The organism is Williamsia sp. Y721 (assembly GCF_059683565.1).
Map to the genome: position 1 here is coordinate 98,169 of NZ_JCASNH010000002.1, position 13,534 is coordinate 111,702.

14 protein-coding genes are annotated in these 13,534 nt (G+C 62.6%); 3 read left to right on the forward strand and 11 right to left on the reverse strand.

Annotated features, from left to right (window positions below):
- Nucleotides 1-2: 2 nt before the first annotated feature.
- From AC56PL_RS09095 to AC56PL_RS09145, 11 genes are all read right to left on the reverse strand, one after another.
- On the reverse strand, nucleotides 3-1,148 hold the full coding sequence (locus AC56PL_RS09095) for an acetyl-CoA C-acyltransferase (protein WP_495513395.1): 1,146 nt from the start codon (nucleotides 1,146-1,148) through the stop codon (nucleotides 3-5).
- Entirely contained in the window at nucleotides 1,149-1,970 is an 822-nt protein-coding gene (locus AC56PL_RS09100) for an enoyl-CoA hydratase-related protein (RefSeq protein WP_495513396.1), read from the reverse strand.
- Entirely contained in the window at nucleotides 1,960-3,240 is a 1,281-nt protein-coding gene (locus AC56PL_RS09105) for a CaiB/BaiF CoA transferase family protein (RefSeq protein WP_497153646.1), read from the reverse strand. Before AC56PL_RS09105 ends, AC56PL_RS09100 begins: the two co-directional genes overlap by 11 nt.
- Nucleotides 3,240-4,007 (reverse strand): 3-oxoacyl-ACP reductase FabG, encoded by a 768-nt coding sequence (locus tag AC56PL_RS09110; RefSeq protein ID WP_495513398.1) that lies wholly within the window; start codon nucleotides 4,005-4,007, stop codon nucleotides 3,240-3,242. The genes AC56PL_RS09105 and AC56PL_RS09110 overlap by 1 nt, the downstream gene beginning before the upstream one ends.
- The gene (locus AC56PL_RS09115; RefSeq protein ID WP_495515933.1) at nucleotides 4,007-5,173 is read right to left on the reverse strand and encodes an acyl-CoA dehydrogenase family protein; all 1,167 of its coding nucleotides are present in this window, start codon (nucleotides 5,171-5,173) and stop codon (nucleotides 4,007-4,009) included. Before AC56PL_RS09115 ends, AC56PL_RS09110 begins: the two co-directional genes overlap by 1 nt.
- A gap of 157 nt (nucleotides 5,174-5,330) precedes the next feature.
- Entirely contained in the window at nucleotides 5,331-5,645 is a 315-nt protein-coding gene (locus AC56PL_RS09120; RefSeq protein ID WP_497153647.1) for a hypothetical protein, read from the reverse strand.
- Nucleotides 5,611-6,015, reverse strand: a complete 405-nt coding sequence (locus AC56PL_RS09125; protein WP_495513400.1) for a hypothetical protein — start codon at nucleotides 6,013-6,015, stop codon at nucleotides 5,611-5,613. The genes AC56PL_RS09120 and AC56PL_RS09125 overlap by 35 nt, the downstream gene beginning before the upstream one ends.
- On the reverse strand, nucleotides 6,012-6,719 hold the full coding sequence (locus tag AC56PL_RS09130; protein WP_497153648.1) for an ABC transporter ATP-binding protein: 708 nt from the start codon (nucleotides 6,717-6,719) through the stop codon (nucleotides 6,012-6,014). Before AC56PL_RS09130 ends, AC56PL_RS09125 begins: the two co-directional genes overlap by 4 nt.
- Nucleotides 6,716-7,432 carry an ABC transporter ATP-binding protein gene (locus tag AC56PL_RS09135; RefSeq protein ID WP_482137107.1) on the reverse strand — a complete coding sequence of 239 codons (717 nt, stop codon included), beginning with the start codon at nucleotides 7,430-7,432 and terminating at the stop codon, nucleotides 6,716-6,718. The genes AC56PL_RS09130 and AC56PL_RS09135 overlap by 4 nt, the downstream gene beginning before the upstream one ends.
- The gene (locus AC56PL_RS09140) at nucleotides 7,410-9,590 is read right to left on the reverse strand and encodes an ABC transporter permease subunit (RefSeq protein WP_495513403.1); all 2,181 of its coding nucleotides are present in this window, start codon (nucleotides 9,588-9,590) and stop codon (nucleotides 7,410-7,412) included. The genes AC56PL_RS09135 and AC56PL_RS09140 overlap by 23 nt, the downstream gene beginning before the upstream one ends.
- Entirely contained in the window at nucleotides 9,590-10,960 is a 1,371-nt protein-coding gene (locus AC56PL_RS09145) for an ABC transporter substrate-binding protein (protein ID WP_495515934.1), read from the reverse strand. The genes AC56PL_RS09140 and AC56PL_RS09145 overlap by 1 nt, the downstream gene beginning before the upstream one ends.
- Nucleotides 10,961-11,421: 461 nt before the next feature.
- On the opposite strand from AC56PL_RS09145, the gene AC56PL_RS09150 reads away from it, so the two are divergent.
- The 3 genes from AC56PL_RS09150 to AC56PL_RS09160 are packed head-to-tail and all read left to right on the forward strand — an operon-like array spanning nucleotide 11,422 to nucleotide 13,534.
- Nucleotides 11,422-11,952 carry a carboxymuconolactone decarboxylase family protein gene (locus AC56PL_RS09150; RefSeq protein ID WP_495513404.1) on the forward strand — a complete coding sequence of 177 codons (531 nt, stop codon included), beginning with the start codon at nucleotides 11,422-11,424 and terminating at the stop codon, nucleotides 11,950-11,952.
- A 3-nt stretch (nucleotides 11,953-11,955) separates the two neighbouring features.
- Nucleotides 11,956-13,227: an SRPBCC family protein gene (locus AC56PL_RS09155; protein ID WP_495513405.1), complete on the forward strand. Its 1,272-nt coding sequence runs from the start codon at nucleotides 11,956-11,958 to the stop codon at nucleotides 13,225-13,227.
- Nucleotides 13,208-13,534 (forward strand): hypothetical protein, encoded by a 327-nt coding sequence (locus tag AC56PL_RS09160; protein ID WP_482137103.1) that lies wholly within the window; start codon nucleotides 13,208-13,210, stop codon nucleotides 13,532-13,534. The genes AC56PL_RS09155 and AC56PL_RS09160 overlap by 20 nt, the downstream gene beginning before the upstream one ends.

The window sequence follows — 13,534 nt, forward strand, 5'->3', positions numbered from 1 at the left end:
TCTCACGAAACCAATTCGACGAGGGTGGCGTTGGCAGTGCCGCCGCCCTCACACATGGTCTGCAGTCCGTACCGAATCCCGTTGTCGCGCATGTGGTTGATCATGCGGGTCATCAGGATCGCGCCCGAGCCACCGAGCGGGTGGCCAAGAGCGATCGCGCCACCCAGCGGGTTGAGCAGGGCCGGATCGGCTCCGGTCTCCGCGAGCCAGGCCATCGGGACCGGGGCAAATGCCTCGTTCACCTCGAACACACCGACCTCGGAGAGCTTCACGCCTGCCTTGGCGAGGACCTTCGCGGTGGCCGGGATCGGGCCGGTGAGCATGAGCACCGGATCGTCGCCGACAACGGCGCCCGCGGTGTACCGCACCAACGGCTTCAGGCCGAGTTCGCGCGCCTTCTCCGGGGTCATCACCAGCAATGCGGCTGCGCCGTCGGAGATCTGGGAAGAGTTGCCGGCGTGGATCACTCCGTCTTCGGAGAACGCGGGCTTCAAGTTCGCGAGCTTTTCGACCGTGCTCCCCCGGCGAATTCCTTCGTCGACGGTGACGACACCGTCGTCGGTCGGGGTCGCGACGATCTGACTTTCGAATGCACCGGCATCCTGCGCCACTGCGGCCCGCTCATGCGAGAGCACCGAGAACTCGTCGACCGAGGTTCGGTCGAAGCCCCACTTCTGGGCGATCTTTTCTGCCGAGATCCCCTGATTGAAGGCAAAACCCTCATAGCGGCCAAGGGCTTTGGGGCCGTACGGTGCGCCGGTGGATCGAGCCGCGCCCAGCGGCACCCGGCTCATCACCTCGACTCCGCCTGCCACGACCACGTCCTGCTGGCCCGACATCACAGCCTGCACCGCGAAGTCGAGGGCCTGCTGGCTCGATCCGCACGCCCGGTTGATCGTGACGCCGGGGATCGATTCCGGCCATCCCGCCGCGAGAACCGAGTACCGGCCGACGTTGCTGGACTGGTCGCCGACCTGCGAAACGCAGCCCCAGACAACATCATCGATGATCTCCGGGTTCACCCCGCTGCGCTCGGCCAGCGCAATGAGTACATGAGCCGAAAGATCCACGGGGTGGACGCCGGCCAGCCCACCGTTCCGCTTTCCGACAGCGGTACGAACCGCCTCGACGATGACAACTTCGCGCATTTACTTTTCTCCACTTCGGTGTTCTGACGATGACGGCCTGGGCACAGCCCACTGGCCGGTGAATTCCGGTGTTCTCCGCGCACTGAAGGCAGCAAACGCCTCTTGGGCATCGCGGGTGGCAAAGTTGGCCGCCTGCGCCCGGGCCTCGTTGGCCAACGCGTCGTGCAATGTGCGATCGGCGCCCTCGTTGAGCAAAGCCTTGGTCTGTGCCAGTGCAATCGGCGGGCCGGAGGCGAGTCGGCCGGTGAGATCGTCGACAAATCCGTCGAGCTCGGATGCGGCGACAACCCAGGTGACGAGGTTCAGTGCGCGGGCCTCTTCTGCATCGATCGTGTCGGCAAGCATCGTCAGTCGTTTGGCCTGTTGCAGGCCGACGAGTTTGGGCAGCAGCCAGGAACCGCCGAGATCCATCGACAGTCCGCGTTTGACGAAGATCTGCGAAAACGTCGATCCGGGTGTGGCGACCACGAAATCGCAGCCGAGCGCCAGATTCCAGCCCGCACCCACGGCCACCCCGTCGACCTTGGCGATCGTCGGCATCGGGAGGTTGTGCAACAACTCGGCAACTGCGGTGAGGTTCCGCAGTTTGTACGTGGGATGCGTCGGGTCCGGGGTGGCGATATCGGCGCCCGAGCAGAACGCCCCGCCTGCACCGGTGATCACCAGGGCCCGGACGCTGCGATCATCACCCGCGGCGATCAGCGCTTCACGCAACGCAATCCAGAGTTCTCGGCTGATCGCATTCTTGCGATGCGGTCGATTCAGGGTGAGGGTGCGGACACCGTCGCGGTCAGCGCACAGCAGTTCTGGCTCAGCGTTCATACGCCGGACCAACCGCACCCTGTGCTCGTAATCCGACCAGGTCGGCCTCGCCGACGCCCACATCGGCCAGGATCTTCTCGGTGTGCTCACCGAGGCCCGGTACCGCGCCCATCGGCGGATCGAAACCGGAGATGATCGGCGGTGGCAGCAACGCCGCGATCGGTCCGTTCGGCGTATCGATGTCGCGCCACCGGTCGCGCTCGGAGAGTTGCGGGTGCGCGATCACCTCACTGGGCGTGTTATACCGCGCGTTACCGATCCCGGCCTTGTCCGCGATCTGCTGGATCTCGGCCAGATCGTGCTTCCCGCACCACGCCCTGACGGCCTCCTGGAGAATTTCCCGGTTCGCCACCCGGCCACTGTTGTTGGCGAAACGGGGGTCGTCCGCAAGATCGTCGCGCCCGATGATCTCCCGCGCCAGACGCTGCCACTCACTGTCATTGGTGGTGCCCAGGACCACGGTCTGCCCGTCGGCGGTGGCGTACGAACCATACGGCGACACCGCGGGCGAACTCATGCCCAACGGCTGCTGGTCGATCCCCGAATGGCGGGTGTAGTTCAGCTGATAGCCCATGACCTCGGCCGCGGTGTCGAAGAGACTCACCTTGACCTCGGCGGAACCCTTGCCCTGCGCAATGCGCCGGTCCCGCGAGTACAGCAGCGCGATGATCGACAGCGCGGCATAGAGGCCGGTCGAGACATCCGCCACCGGCGGACCGGGTTTCGCCGGTTGTCCCGGAAAACCGGTCACGGCGCAGACGCCTGCCTCCGCCTGCACCAGCAGGTCGTAGGCCCGCTTGTGCGACAACGGACCACCGCTGCCGTACCCATCGATCTCGACCGCAACCAGATTCGGATGGCGCTGCGCCAGCTCGTCCCCCGACAACCCGAGCCGTGCAGTGGCCCCGGGTGCCAGATTCGACACCAGCGCATCGGCTTGGTCGAGTAGCCGATGCAGTAGATCGATCCCGGCCTCCGACTTCAGGTCGAGGGTTACCGATTCCTTACCGCGATTGGCCCAGACAAAGTGGGCTGCCTGCCCTTTCACCACGTCGTCGTAATGACGGGCGAAGTCACCGCCCTTCGGGTTCTCGACCTTGATCACCCGGGCCCCGAAATCTGCGAGGGTCCTGGTGCACATCGGGGCCGAGATCGCCTGCTCGAGGGTCACCACCGTGACACCGGCGAGCGGGCCAACCGACTCACCGGCGCCCGGTTGGTCAGCTGCCCCCGATTGGTCAGGTGTCGCCGAAAGGTCAGCGTTTGTCATCACATCACCATGCCGCCATCAACCGGCAAGACCTGGCCGGTGACAAACGATGAGGCATCAGAGGCGAGGAACAGGAATGCGCCTGCGATCTCTTCCGGTTCCGCCCAGCGCCGCAGCGGGATCCGGTTGAGCATGGTCTCGGCGAACTTCTCGTTGGTGCGGATCGTCTTGGTCATCGGCGTCGCCGCCAGCGGCGCCAGCGCGTTGACGAGGATCTGCTTGCGGGCCAGCTCACGCGCGAGTGACTTTGTCAGACCGATGATCCCGGCCTTTGCCGCCGAGTAGTTGACCTGTCCCAGCGTCCCGGTGATCCCGGCGGACGATGTCACGTTGATGATTCGGCCGGTGCCGTCGGTCGGGAGGAACCGCAGCGCCGCCTGGGAGCAGTTGAACGCGCCCTTGAGGTGGATGTCGAGCATGCGCTGGAACGACTCTCCGGTGGTGTCCTTGAACATCGCAGGCGCGGTGACCCCGGCATTGTTGACAACGATGTGCAGGACACCGTCGGCGAGCGCGGCCGCAGCCGACGCAGCCGCATCGGCACCTTCGCGATCACTGACATCGAGCTCGAAACCCTCTGCCTTGCCACCGGATTCGACGATGCGCTTGGCAACCAACGTGGCCGCCTCGCCATTGATGTCGGTGACCAGAACAGCGGCACCGGCAGCGGCAAACGCCTCTGCCACAGCCGAACCGATGCCACCGGCGGCGCCGGTGACCAGGGCCGACCGTCCGGTCAGATCAAACATCCCACTCTTGACACTCATCAGTAGCTCCTCGGCATTCCCAAAGTATGTGAACCCAGATAGTTCAGAATCATTTCCTGGCTGATCGGGGCGATCTTCATCAGCCGGGCCTCGCGGAAGTACCGCGCGACGTGATACTCCTCCGAGTAGCCCATACCGCCGTGCGTCTGCAGGGCCCGGTCGGCCGCATTGAAACCGGCTTCAGCACAAAGATACTTTGCGGTGTTCGCCTCACGGCCACAGGGCTTTTTGTTGTCGTAGAGCCAGGTTGCCTTGCGCAGCACCAGTTCTGCGGCATCCAGGTGGGCCAGCGCGTCGGCCAGCGGGAACTGGATACCCTGGTTCATGCCGATCGGCCGATTGAACACGACCCGCTCGCCGCCGTACTTGACGGCCTTGTCGAGGGCCACGCGGCCGATACCGAGGGCCTCCGAGGCGATCAGCATCCGTTCGGGATTGAGGCCGTCGAGCAGGTACTTGAAGCCCTGGCCCTCTTCTCCGACCCGATCCTCGATCGGGATCCGGAGGTCGTCGATGAACAACTCGTTGGAGGTCACCGCGTTTCGTCCCATCTTGGGGATCGGCCGGATCGTCACCTTGCTGCGGTCGAGATCGGTGAGGAACAGCGTCATGCCGTCGGTCTTCTTCTCGACGTCTTCGTACTTCGTCGTTCGGGTCAGCAGCAGGATCTTCTCCGACTCCATCGCCTTGGAGATCCACACCTTGCGACCGTTGACGACATAGCTGTCGCCGTCGCGCTTGGCGAACGTGGTGATCCGCGAAGTATCAAGGCCGGCACCGGGTTCGGTCACACCGAAGCAGACGTGCAGGTCGCCGTTGACGATTCGGGGTAGCGTGCGCGCCTTCAACTCGTCGGATCCGTGTACGACCACCGGATGCATACCGAAGATCGACAGGTGGATCGAACTCGCGGCATTCATCGCACCGCCGGAACGCGAGACCGCCTCCAGTAACAGCGTCGCCTCGGTGATGCCGAGGCCATGACCGCCGTACTCCTCCGGCATGGTCATTCCCAGCCAGCCACCATCGGCGATCGCTTTGTAGAATTCTTTCGGAAACTCGTGCGCGAGATCCTTTTCCATCCAATACTGGTCATCAAAACGACTTGCCAGCTCGGATACCGACTTGCGGATCAGCTCCTGATCCTCGGTCAAATCAAAGTTCATTCCGGTGGACACAACGCATTCCTTCCGATTCTTCCGTGTCGAGCCGATTTCCATGTCGAGTCACCACGTCTGCGACGTGAAAGCAGAAGAATTCGCCGCTGCGGGAGGCCGGATTCCGACCCCCCGCGACGACGACCTTCAGCGCTCGAATACCCGATCAGTCAGAGGCGGGCAGCGGCTTTGGGCTCTTGATACTCAGCTCGGCACCATCGACGCTCAACGATCCGGTGCCTGCGGACGTGCAGAGCAGTTCGATCGTGTCGCCTGCGTCAACATAGCGTTTTCCGAGAAGTGTTACCGGAGAGCCACCGTCACCGGCGATCTTGGCCGCGGTGGCGGCCGGAACCATCGGTGCGCCGCCGCAGGCAACCACGACGTCGCCTGCCGGCGCCTTCACCACCACTACGCGAGTGGCGCAGCTGGTACTTGCCAGCTGATCACCGGGGCGCAACGGCGTGCTTTGCTGTGTCATCGTGAACATCCTTTTCGACGAGAATCTTATCGTTGGGAGACAGCTGCTCGGAGAGGTTGCTGAAGTCAAATGCCTGCCGCGCCAACCAGAATCGCAGGAACTCGGTGAGCGAGTAGCGCAGGAACACCGCAGACCCCACGACGGCCAGCGAGATACCGATGAGTGCGATGACGATTGCGTCGCGCTGCTCGAGGGGATTCGCGGTGCCATGCGACATGAAGTACGCGATGATTGCCAGCACCGGGCCGATCACCATCAAAGCGAGGCCGATGCGCAGCCAGAGCTGCGACCGCCCGGTCGCCGGATCGGCGATCTTCAGCTCGGACAACTCGCGGGTGAAGCGATCGGCGCGGGATTCGGATGAGGTCATGAGGAACTTCCTAGGTAGAGGGCTGCCAGTTCTTTTCGGAATTCGTCGTCGGGACGACCCTGGTGTTCGACCCGTCCGCGGACTAGCACCGCGGCATGGTCTGCATAGTCGAGAACGGCCGCCGCGAACTGCTCGACAACCAGTACGGCGACACCCTGCCGGGCGATCTCCGCCACCTGCTCATAGAGCTCGGCGACGATCAGGGGCGCCAGCCCCATCGACAACTCGTCGAGCAGCAGCACCGCGGGATCGGTTGCCAGACCCCGGGACAGGGCCAGCATCTGCTGCTCACCACCGGACATCGTGCCGGCGGTCTGCGTTGCCCGCTTACCCAGAATCGGGAAGCGACTGAACGCGATCTCTTCGATCTCCGCGCGCGAACGCCCGGTGAAGGTCATCATCTGCAGGTTCTCCCGGACCGTCAGGTTCGGGAAGACGCCGCGGCCTTCGGGAATCAGGCAGACACCCGCACGGGCCACATCGCCGAGCGCCATTCCGGTGGCGTCTCGCCCACCGAGCACCAGCTGCCCCGATTTGACCGGGTGATTGCCTGCCGCCACGTTCAGCGCCGTGGTCTTGCCTGCACCGTTCGGCCCGAGCAGCGCGACGACCTGTCCGGCGGAGACGCTCAGATTGATGCCGTGTAGCACCGAGATGGCGTCGTAAGCCGCACGGACGTCTCTCAGTTCCAACATTGGAGTCATGCTTCCGTCCCCAGGTATGCCGCCAGAACTTTCTCGTCTTTACGGATCACATCGGGCGGACCCGATGCGATGATCTTGCCGAGGTCGAGCACGAACACCTGGTCACAGACTTCCATCACCAGTTCCATGTCGTGTTCGACCAGCAGGATCGCAGCGCCACGGTCGGCGATCGTGCGGAGCAGGAGCGCAAAGCGTTCCGTTTCCTCGGGATCCTGACCGGCCGCCGGTTCGTCCAGCAGCAACAGGCTGGGTTTGACGGCCAGGGCTCGCGCCACCTCCACCAAACGTCCCATGCCCGTTGGCAACTCGTCCGAACTCACGTCGGCGATGTCACTGAGACCGAGTCGCTCGATGATCTCGTCGACGACCTCTGCCGCGTTGCGACGATGCGGACCGAGTTCCGCGGCAACCAGTAGGTTGTCGCGAACACTCAAGCGGCCGAACAGTTCCAGTCGCTGAAATGTCCGGGCCAGACCACGCCGGGCCCTCTTGGAGGGACCTTCTCGCGTCACGTCATGGCCATCCATCACCACGGTGCCCGTCACCGGCTTGCGCAATCCGGTGACTACGTCGAACAGCGTGCTCTTGCCTGCGCCGTTGGGCCCGATCAGGCCGGTGATCTTGCCTGCCTCCGCGGACAGTGCAACGTCTTCGAGTGCCCGGTGGCCACCAAAGGCCACCGTCACACCACTAACCTCGAGTTGCAATGGCATGGTCCAACACCTCCTCGTCCTCGGCGCGCCACGGGCGCTTGAGCCCCCACCACTCGACCGGGATGTCCTCATCAACAATCGACCCATCGGAGCCCAAAGTGTCCGAGTTCGGGAAATCCGGATCGTCCGGATCGATGATCGGGGCGGGCTTGAGCGCCGCCCAGACCTGCAGGGCAACCACTCCGGCGACGATGCCGAAGAAGAAGATCCAGCCATCGAACACGTCGCCGAGGCGCAGTGCCCAGAGCAACACGAACCAGCTCAGGAATGCCGACACCGCAATGCGATCGGCGAAGATCGGATCCCACTGCTTGCGCATCTGCGGGATCGCACCCGAACTCAGGACTCCGCCTGCGAAGGCGATACCCGCCAGACCCGGGATCACCTGGACGAGATCGGCGGAATCGGGCCAGATCATCACCACTGCGACAAACGGACCGGCCAGCATGAATCCGGTGAAGAACCCGGCACCCACCGAGCCCAGACCCGCGATGGTCGCGATCAGGAACAACGGCAGTCCGGCAACAAAATTGAACTGATCGGCGGTGACCGACTGCAGTTGCATTCCGTACAGGGCACCACCGAGGCCGGCGATACCGGCCCCGAGCGCGAAGACCGCAACCTTCGCCGTCAGCAGATTGCCGCCGAGCGTGGCGTAGGCCGCCTCGCTGTCACGTTGCGCGATGAGCCTGCGCCCGTACTTGCTTCGGCGAACCAGTGCCACGACGAGTGTTGCCAGGGCGAGGAATATCGCCGAGAGGATCGTGATCCTGGCCGTGGTGTCGAAATGGAACCCGAACAGGTTGGGCCCCACCAACTCGACCGATCCCTGATCGAAGATCGTGATCTCTGCACCGAAGACGTTGAACGCCGGGAGGGTGAAGATCCAGCGATCCATGATGACCGCGAACGCGGCGGTTCCCAGTGCCAGATACACCCCCGAGAGCCGTAGCGCCGGGATGGCGACGATCGCACCAGCGATCGCCGACACCAACACCGTGGCGATCAGTGCCCACCACTGCCCGCTACCTCCGAAGTAGGCGCACGCAGCCGCGCCGATACCGGCCATCGTCAACTGGCACAGCGAGATCTGACCGGCAAAGCCCGCAAGCGGGACAAACGAGAGCGCGATGATACTCATCGGGAAGATCAATCCGAAGCTGATCAGATCACCCTCGCTGAGGACGGTCGTCAGCACCACCGCGAACACGACGATTGCCACACCGAAGATCACGGTGCCACGCACTGTCGGCAACGGAACCTTGGTCAGACGCCGGTCGCGACCACGCAGACGGCCATGCGGGAACAACAGCAGGGCCAACAGCAGCAGGAGCGCAGGCGCCGCGAGACGCAGACCCGGAAGGTACTCGTTCTGTGGCAGGTAGCCGGCGAGGTACGCCTCCATGCAACCGACCACGATCGCGCCGACAAAGGTCATCGGCAAACTCTTGAGCCGCCCGAAAATTGCTGCGGCATAGGCACTGATGATGAGCAATGACAGCTGCATCGCATCGAGGGCCACCATCGAGGCGATCAAGATGCCGCCGATCGCGGCCAGTTCGGTGCCCAGGATCCACGCCACGCGGTTGGCACGCACCGGATTTGCTCCGGTGAGGCCGACCAGTCCCCTGTCGTCCACGGTTGCCCGCATCTCGGTGCCGATACGGGTGTTGAACATCAACAGCCGCAGGCCGATTGCCACTGCAATCGCCACCAGCATCGTCACCATCTGATGCCAGGTGATGGTGGCCGAACCGATGTGTATCGGAGACTGGTCGGCAAAGAACCGGGGAATCGACTTGGCGTCGTTCGGATTCCAGATCCACCGTGCCAGGGCGATCAGACCGCTCAACAGAGCGATCGTCATCACCATTTTCTCTGCCTCACCCAATCGTTGGACCGGGCGCATCGCCAGTTCGACAAGGATCGCAAACCCCGGTGCCAGGACACCGAGGATAATTACCAGCGAGAGCCATACCGGCAAACCCCATCCGATGGAGATCTGCCAGAACGTGAACGCGGCAAACATGCCTGCCGCGCCATGCGCGAAGTTGAAGACGCCGGTGGTCGTGTACGTGAGTACCAGACCACTGCCGATCACTGCATAGATCGCAGCGGTCGTCAGTCCAACGATTCCGAAGGTGAGGAATTGGTCCATTACTTCACATCACTCATGCTCTTACCCACATCGGCCAGGGTCATCGGGGCTCCGTAATCCTTGGTGTACTTGTAAGGCTCGCTGCAGCTGTAGAACTCACCGTCGGCGCTACCGATGTCCACGGATTCCCAGCCATCAGCGGTTGTCTTCTCGACGTTGAAGCAGCCGTTCGGGGGAACGGGTGCCGAAAGGTTCGTCGGAGCATGCAATCCTCCACCCGTCCAAGCGGTTTCGCTCTTCGCGTTCTCCACCAGGCAGGCACGGGTCAGATCGTCACCACAGGCCGCAGCAGACTTGGCGAACAGCAACCAGGACGACATGGCACGAACCGCAGGCAGAGTCATCTCGGTGTCCGGGGAGTACTTGGCCCACAGCTCTTCGAACTGCTGCATCGCCGGGACATCGCTTCCGAAGGGTGCGTTGCCCCCGAGATCGAGGTAATTGTTCTGCTCGGTGGCCGAGGTGCCTGCCAGTTCGACGAACTGATCGCCGTATGCGTTGTTGTTGGTGTCGATCCAGTCGAGCTTGTAGTCGATGCTCGTCAGCACACTCTCGAGCTTGGCGAGTTGCTTGAAATCGCCGTAGTAGATGAGCCCTTTGACGCCCTTGCTCTTCATGGACTGTGCGTAAGGCGTCCAGTCCGACACACCCATGGCCGGGTACAGATCGTCGTAGACGAATGTGGCACCGGCTGCGGTGGTGGATTCGACCGCCTGCGCGCCGAGTATCTTTGTCACAGGCGAGTCGCCGTTGATGATGCCGACCGCGCCCTTGGAATCGGGATACGCCTCATTGATGAGCCATTTCCGGAAGCCGTAGTACGGGTCATAGCCCGCTGTCATGCTCGGATCGGCGGAGATCTCGAGGTCAGCGCCTGCCGACTGAGTCTGGGCAACCTGAGCCGGGAAGCTCGGAAGTGTGCAACCCAGGCGTTCTTTCACACCGAGTCCGTCGAGCGCACTACCGCCGCCGACGAGGGCGAAGTCATCACGGCACGCGGCAATCATCTGCTGGCGCACCTCCATGAGCTTGCTGTCACGGGTGTTGGCAACGATCTTGCGCCCGTTGATACCACCGAGGTCGTTGCACCAGGAGGTGAACACCTTGGCCGTGTCGACGAACTCCGAGTTCTTCGTGAAGCCCACATCGGAGAAGACCCCGACCTGGATCTCCGAGTCCGTGACCCCCTGCGCGGTGGACCCCTTCGACGGCCCCGACGAGCAGACGTCGGACAGGTCGCCGAAATCGCTCGACGCACTGGCCGCCGCGGTGGTGCCGCCTCCACCGCCTTCTTCGGTCCCGGTGTCACCGCTGTCTCGGCCGCTACAGCCGGCAACGAGCACCGTGATCGCCATCAAGGCGATCAGCATGCGTTGTGGTTTCACATTGTTCCTTTCGACTACGTCCGTCCGTCTGCGGATGGGGAGATCCGAGACGGGTTGTGGACCCTGCCCACTGCGGATGGATTGCACGCTGTGGGCTGTGGCGCTTCCGCTAGTAGGAAACTAGCTTCTCCCATTTGAAGAATCAAGATTTTGTAGGATGCAGATCACACCTTACTGAAAAAGTGACCATCGGCAAACCGGACAACATACATGCACGGCGCAGCGCCGGCCCGCTCGTTTATCCAGGTGAGCGGCCCGATGACCGCGACCCTCATCGGAGAGGCCAAGTCAAGGACCCAGGATGAGACCGAACTACGCGCCACAGTCGCCCACGGCATCAAAGTCGAGGAATTTTCCAGCAGGATTGACTAACCGAGCGGTTCATGGAAATCTAGGTATTCGAAAGTGAGAACGTGATTCTCCGACCGAACGAGAGGAGGTGGTGGATGCGTCTGCCCCCGCTACCCGCGGACCAATGGGATGAGACCGTCGACACTGCCCTGAAAGGCATGCTGCCGAGGTGGCGTAGGAATCCGGAGAACGCCGGAACAATCCTCGCCACACTGGTCCGTCATCCAGCTCTGACACAGGCGTACCTCGGCTTCAATGTTTATATCTTGTTCAACTCGACCCTGCCGGCGCGTCTTCGCGAACTGATGGTCCTGCGGATTGCACACGTCGCGAACTGCGACTACGAAGCGCACCACCATATTGAACTCGGCAAACAGGCAGGGTTGTCCGAGGAGGAGATCTCCGCAGCAGCCCGCGGCGAGGGACTCAATGACTTCGACAGCGTGGCCCTGCGCTCAGTCGATGAACTAAATCAGCACTCTCGAATCTCCGACGAGACCTGGACGGAATTGTCCGACCACCTCGACGAAAAGCAGCGGATGGATCTCGTCTTCACAGTCGGGTCCTATCGGATGCTCGCAATGGCCATCAACACTTTTGACGTACAGCTCGAACAGGAAAGGTAAATCATGGCCCACTTTGAAAAACCAGCTGCAGGCAGCTGGACCGAGAACTGGCCGGAACTCGGCACCGCACCGGTTGATTACTCGGATTCGACCGACCCCGAGTTCTACCAGGGGGAAATTGACGCCATCTTCAAGAAGAAGTGGGTCAACATCGGTCGCGTGGAGCGCATTCCCCGCAAGGGCAACTACTTCACCCGCGAGATCGCCGCTCTCGGAACCTCGCTCATCATCGTGCGCGATACCGAGGGCAAGGTCCGCGCCTTCCACAACGTCTGTCGTCACCGCGGCAACAAGCTGGTCTGGAACGACTTCCCGAACGAAGAGACCTCGGGTACCTGCCGCCAGTTCACCTGCAAGTACCACGCCTGGCGCTACAGCCTCGAAGGCGACCTGACCTTCGTCCAGCAGGAGGGCGAGTTCTTCGACCTGGACAAGAACGACTACGGCCTGGTCTCGGTCAACTGCGACGTCTGGGAAGGTTTCATCTGGGTCAACATGGATGACAACGCCCAGCCGCTGAAGGAATACCTCGGCCGGCTCGCCGAAGGTGTCGAGGGCTACCCGTACCACGAGATGACCGAGGTCTACAGCTACAAGTCGACGATCAACGCCAACTGGAAGCTGTTCATCGACGCGTTCGCGGAGTTCTACCACGCGCCGGTGCTGCATCAGAAGCAGGCAACCAAAGAAGAAGCCGAGAAGTTGCTGCACCACGGCTTCGAGGCTCTGCACTACGACATCGACACCCCGCACTCGATGATCTCCACCTGGGGAGGCATGTCGCCGCCCAAGGACCTGAACATGGTCAAGCCGATCGAGCGCGCTCTGCGAAGTGGCCTGTTCGGACCGTGGGATCGTCCCGACATCGAGGGCCTCGATCCGCTGCCCCCGGGCATCAACCCCGGCAAGGCAAAGCCCTGGGGCATCGACGAGTTCGAGTTCTTCCCGAACATGTCGCTGCTGTTCTGGGCTCCGGGCTGGTACCTCACGTACCACTACTGGCCCACCGCGGTGAACCAGCACGTCTTCGAGGCCAATCTCTACTTCGTACCCGCGAAGACCCCACGGGAGCGCCTGGCTCAGGAACTCGCCGCGGTCACCTTCAAGGAGTACGCGTTCCAGGACGCCAACACCCTCGAAGCAACGCAGACGATGCTCGCCACCAAGACGGTCAGCGACTTCCCGCTCTGCGATCAGGAAATCCTCCTCCGCCACCTGCACAAGGTGGTCAAAGATGAAGTAAGGGAGCACAAAAATGCCACAGCTACCAAGTGACTTCGCTGATCTAGAGAAGTTCTCAGACTGGATTCTGGCCACCGAGCAGGAGCGTTACGCCAAGCGTCTCGACTCCACGATGGACGAGATGCAGGTGTTCTACGACGCCGGCATGGACCGCATCGAAGCCGCGCTTGATTACTGCGACAAGTTCCAGCTCGACGACCTGCCCGAGGACGTCCGCGCCCTCATGCACCTGTTGTCGTCGCTGATCATGGTGTCGTTCCCGATCGAGGTCTGGAAGCAGCCCCGCGTGCTCGACAGCGGTGCGGCCTGGGTCGAGACCGTGAAGCAGCCGGTGTTCTGA

What these genes read in the sequence shown, in the direction of transcription:
- AC56PL_RS09130 (WP_497153648.1), bottom strand. Translation starts at nt 6,719, where the DNA reads ATGACTCCAATGTTGGAACTGAGAGACGTCCGTGCGGCTTACGACGCC.
- AC56PL_RS09115 (WP_495515933.1), bottom strand. Translation starts at nt 5,173, where the DNA reads ATGAACTTTGATTTGACCGAGGATCAGGAGCTGATCCGCAAGTCGGTA.
- AC56PL_RS09105 (WP_497153646.1), bottom strand. Translation starts at nt 3,240, where the DNA reads ATGACAAACGCTGACCTTTCGGCGACACCTGACCAATCGGGGGCAGCT.
- AC56PL_RS09135 (WP_482137107.1), bottom strand. Translation starts at nt 7,432, where the DNA reads ATGCCATTGCAACTCGAGGTTAGTGGTGTGACGGTGGCCTTTGGTGGC.
- AC56PL_RS09140 (WP_495513403.1), bottom strand. Translation starts at nt 9,590, where the DNA reads ATGGACCAATTCCTCACCTTCGGAATCGTTGGACTGACGACCGCTGCG.
- AC56PL_RS09160 (WP_482137103.1), top strand. Translation starts at nt 13,208, where the DNA reads ATGCCACAGCTACCAAGTGACTTCGCTGATCTAGAGAAGTTCTCAGAC.
- AC56PL_RS09155 (WP_495513405.1), top strand. Translation starts at nt 11,956, where the DNA reads ATGGCCCACTTTGAAAAACCAGCTGCAGGCAGCTGGACCGAGAACTGG.
- AC56PL_RS09110 (WP_495513398.1), bottom strand. Translation starts at nt 4,007, where the DNA reads ATGAGTGTCAAGAGTGGGATGTTTGATCTGACCGGACGGTCGGCCCTG.
- AC56PL_RS09095 (WP_495513395.1), bottom strand. Translation starts at nt 1,148, where the DNA reads ATGCGCGAAGTTGTCATCGTCGAGGCGGTTCGTACCGCTGTCGGAAAG.
- AC56PL_RS09150 (WP_495513404.1), top strand. Translation starts at nt 11,422, where the DNA reads ATGCGTCTGCCCCCGCTACCCGCGGACCAATGGGATGAGACCGTCGAC.
- AC56PL_RS09100 (WP_495513396.1), bottom strand. Translation starts at nt 1,970, where the DNA reads ATGAACGCTGAGCCAGAACTGCTGTGCGCTGACCGCGACGGTGTCCGC.
- AC56PL_RS09145 (WP_495515934.1), bottom strand. Translation starts at nt 10,960, where the DNA reads ATGCTGATCGCCTTGATGGCGATCACGGTGCTCGTTGCCGGCTGTAGC.
- AC56PL_RS09125 (WP_495513400.1), bottom strand. Translation starts at nt 6,015, where the DNA reads ATGACCTCATCCGAATCCCGCGCCGATCGCTTCACCCGCGAGTTGTCC.
- AC56PL_RS09120 (WP_497153647.1), bottom strand. Translation starts at nt 5,645, where the DNA reads ATGACACAGCAAAGCACGCCGTTGCGCCCCGGTGATCAGCTGGCAAGT.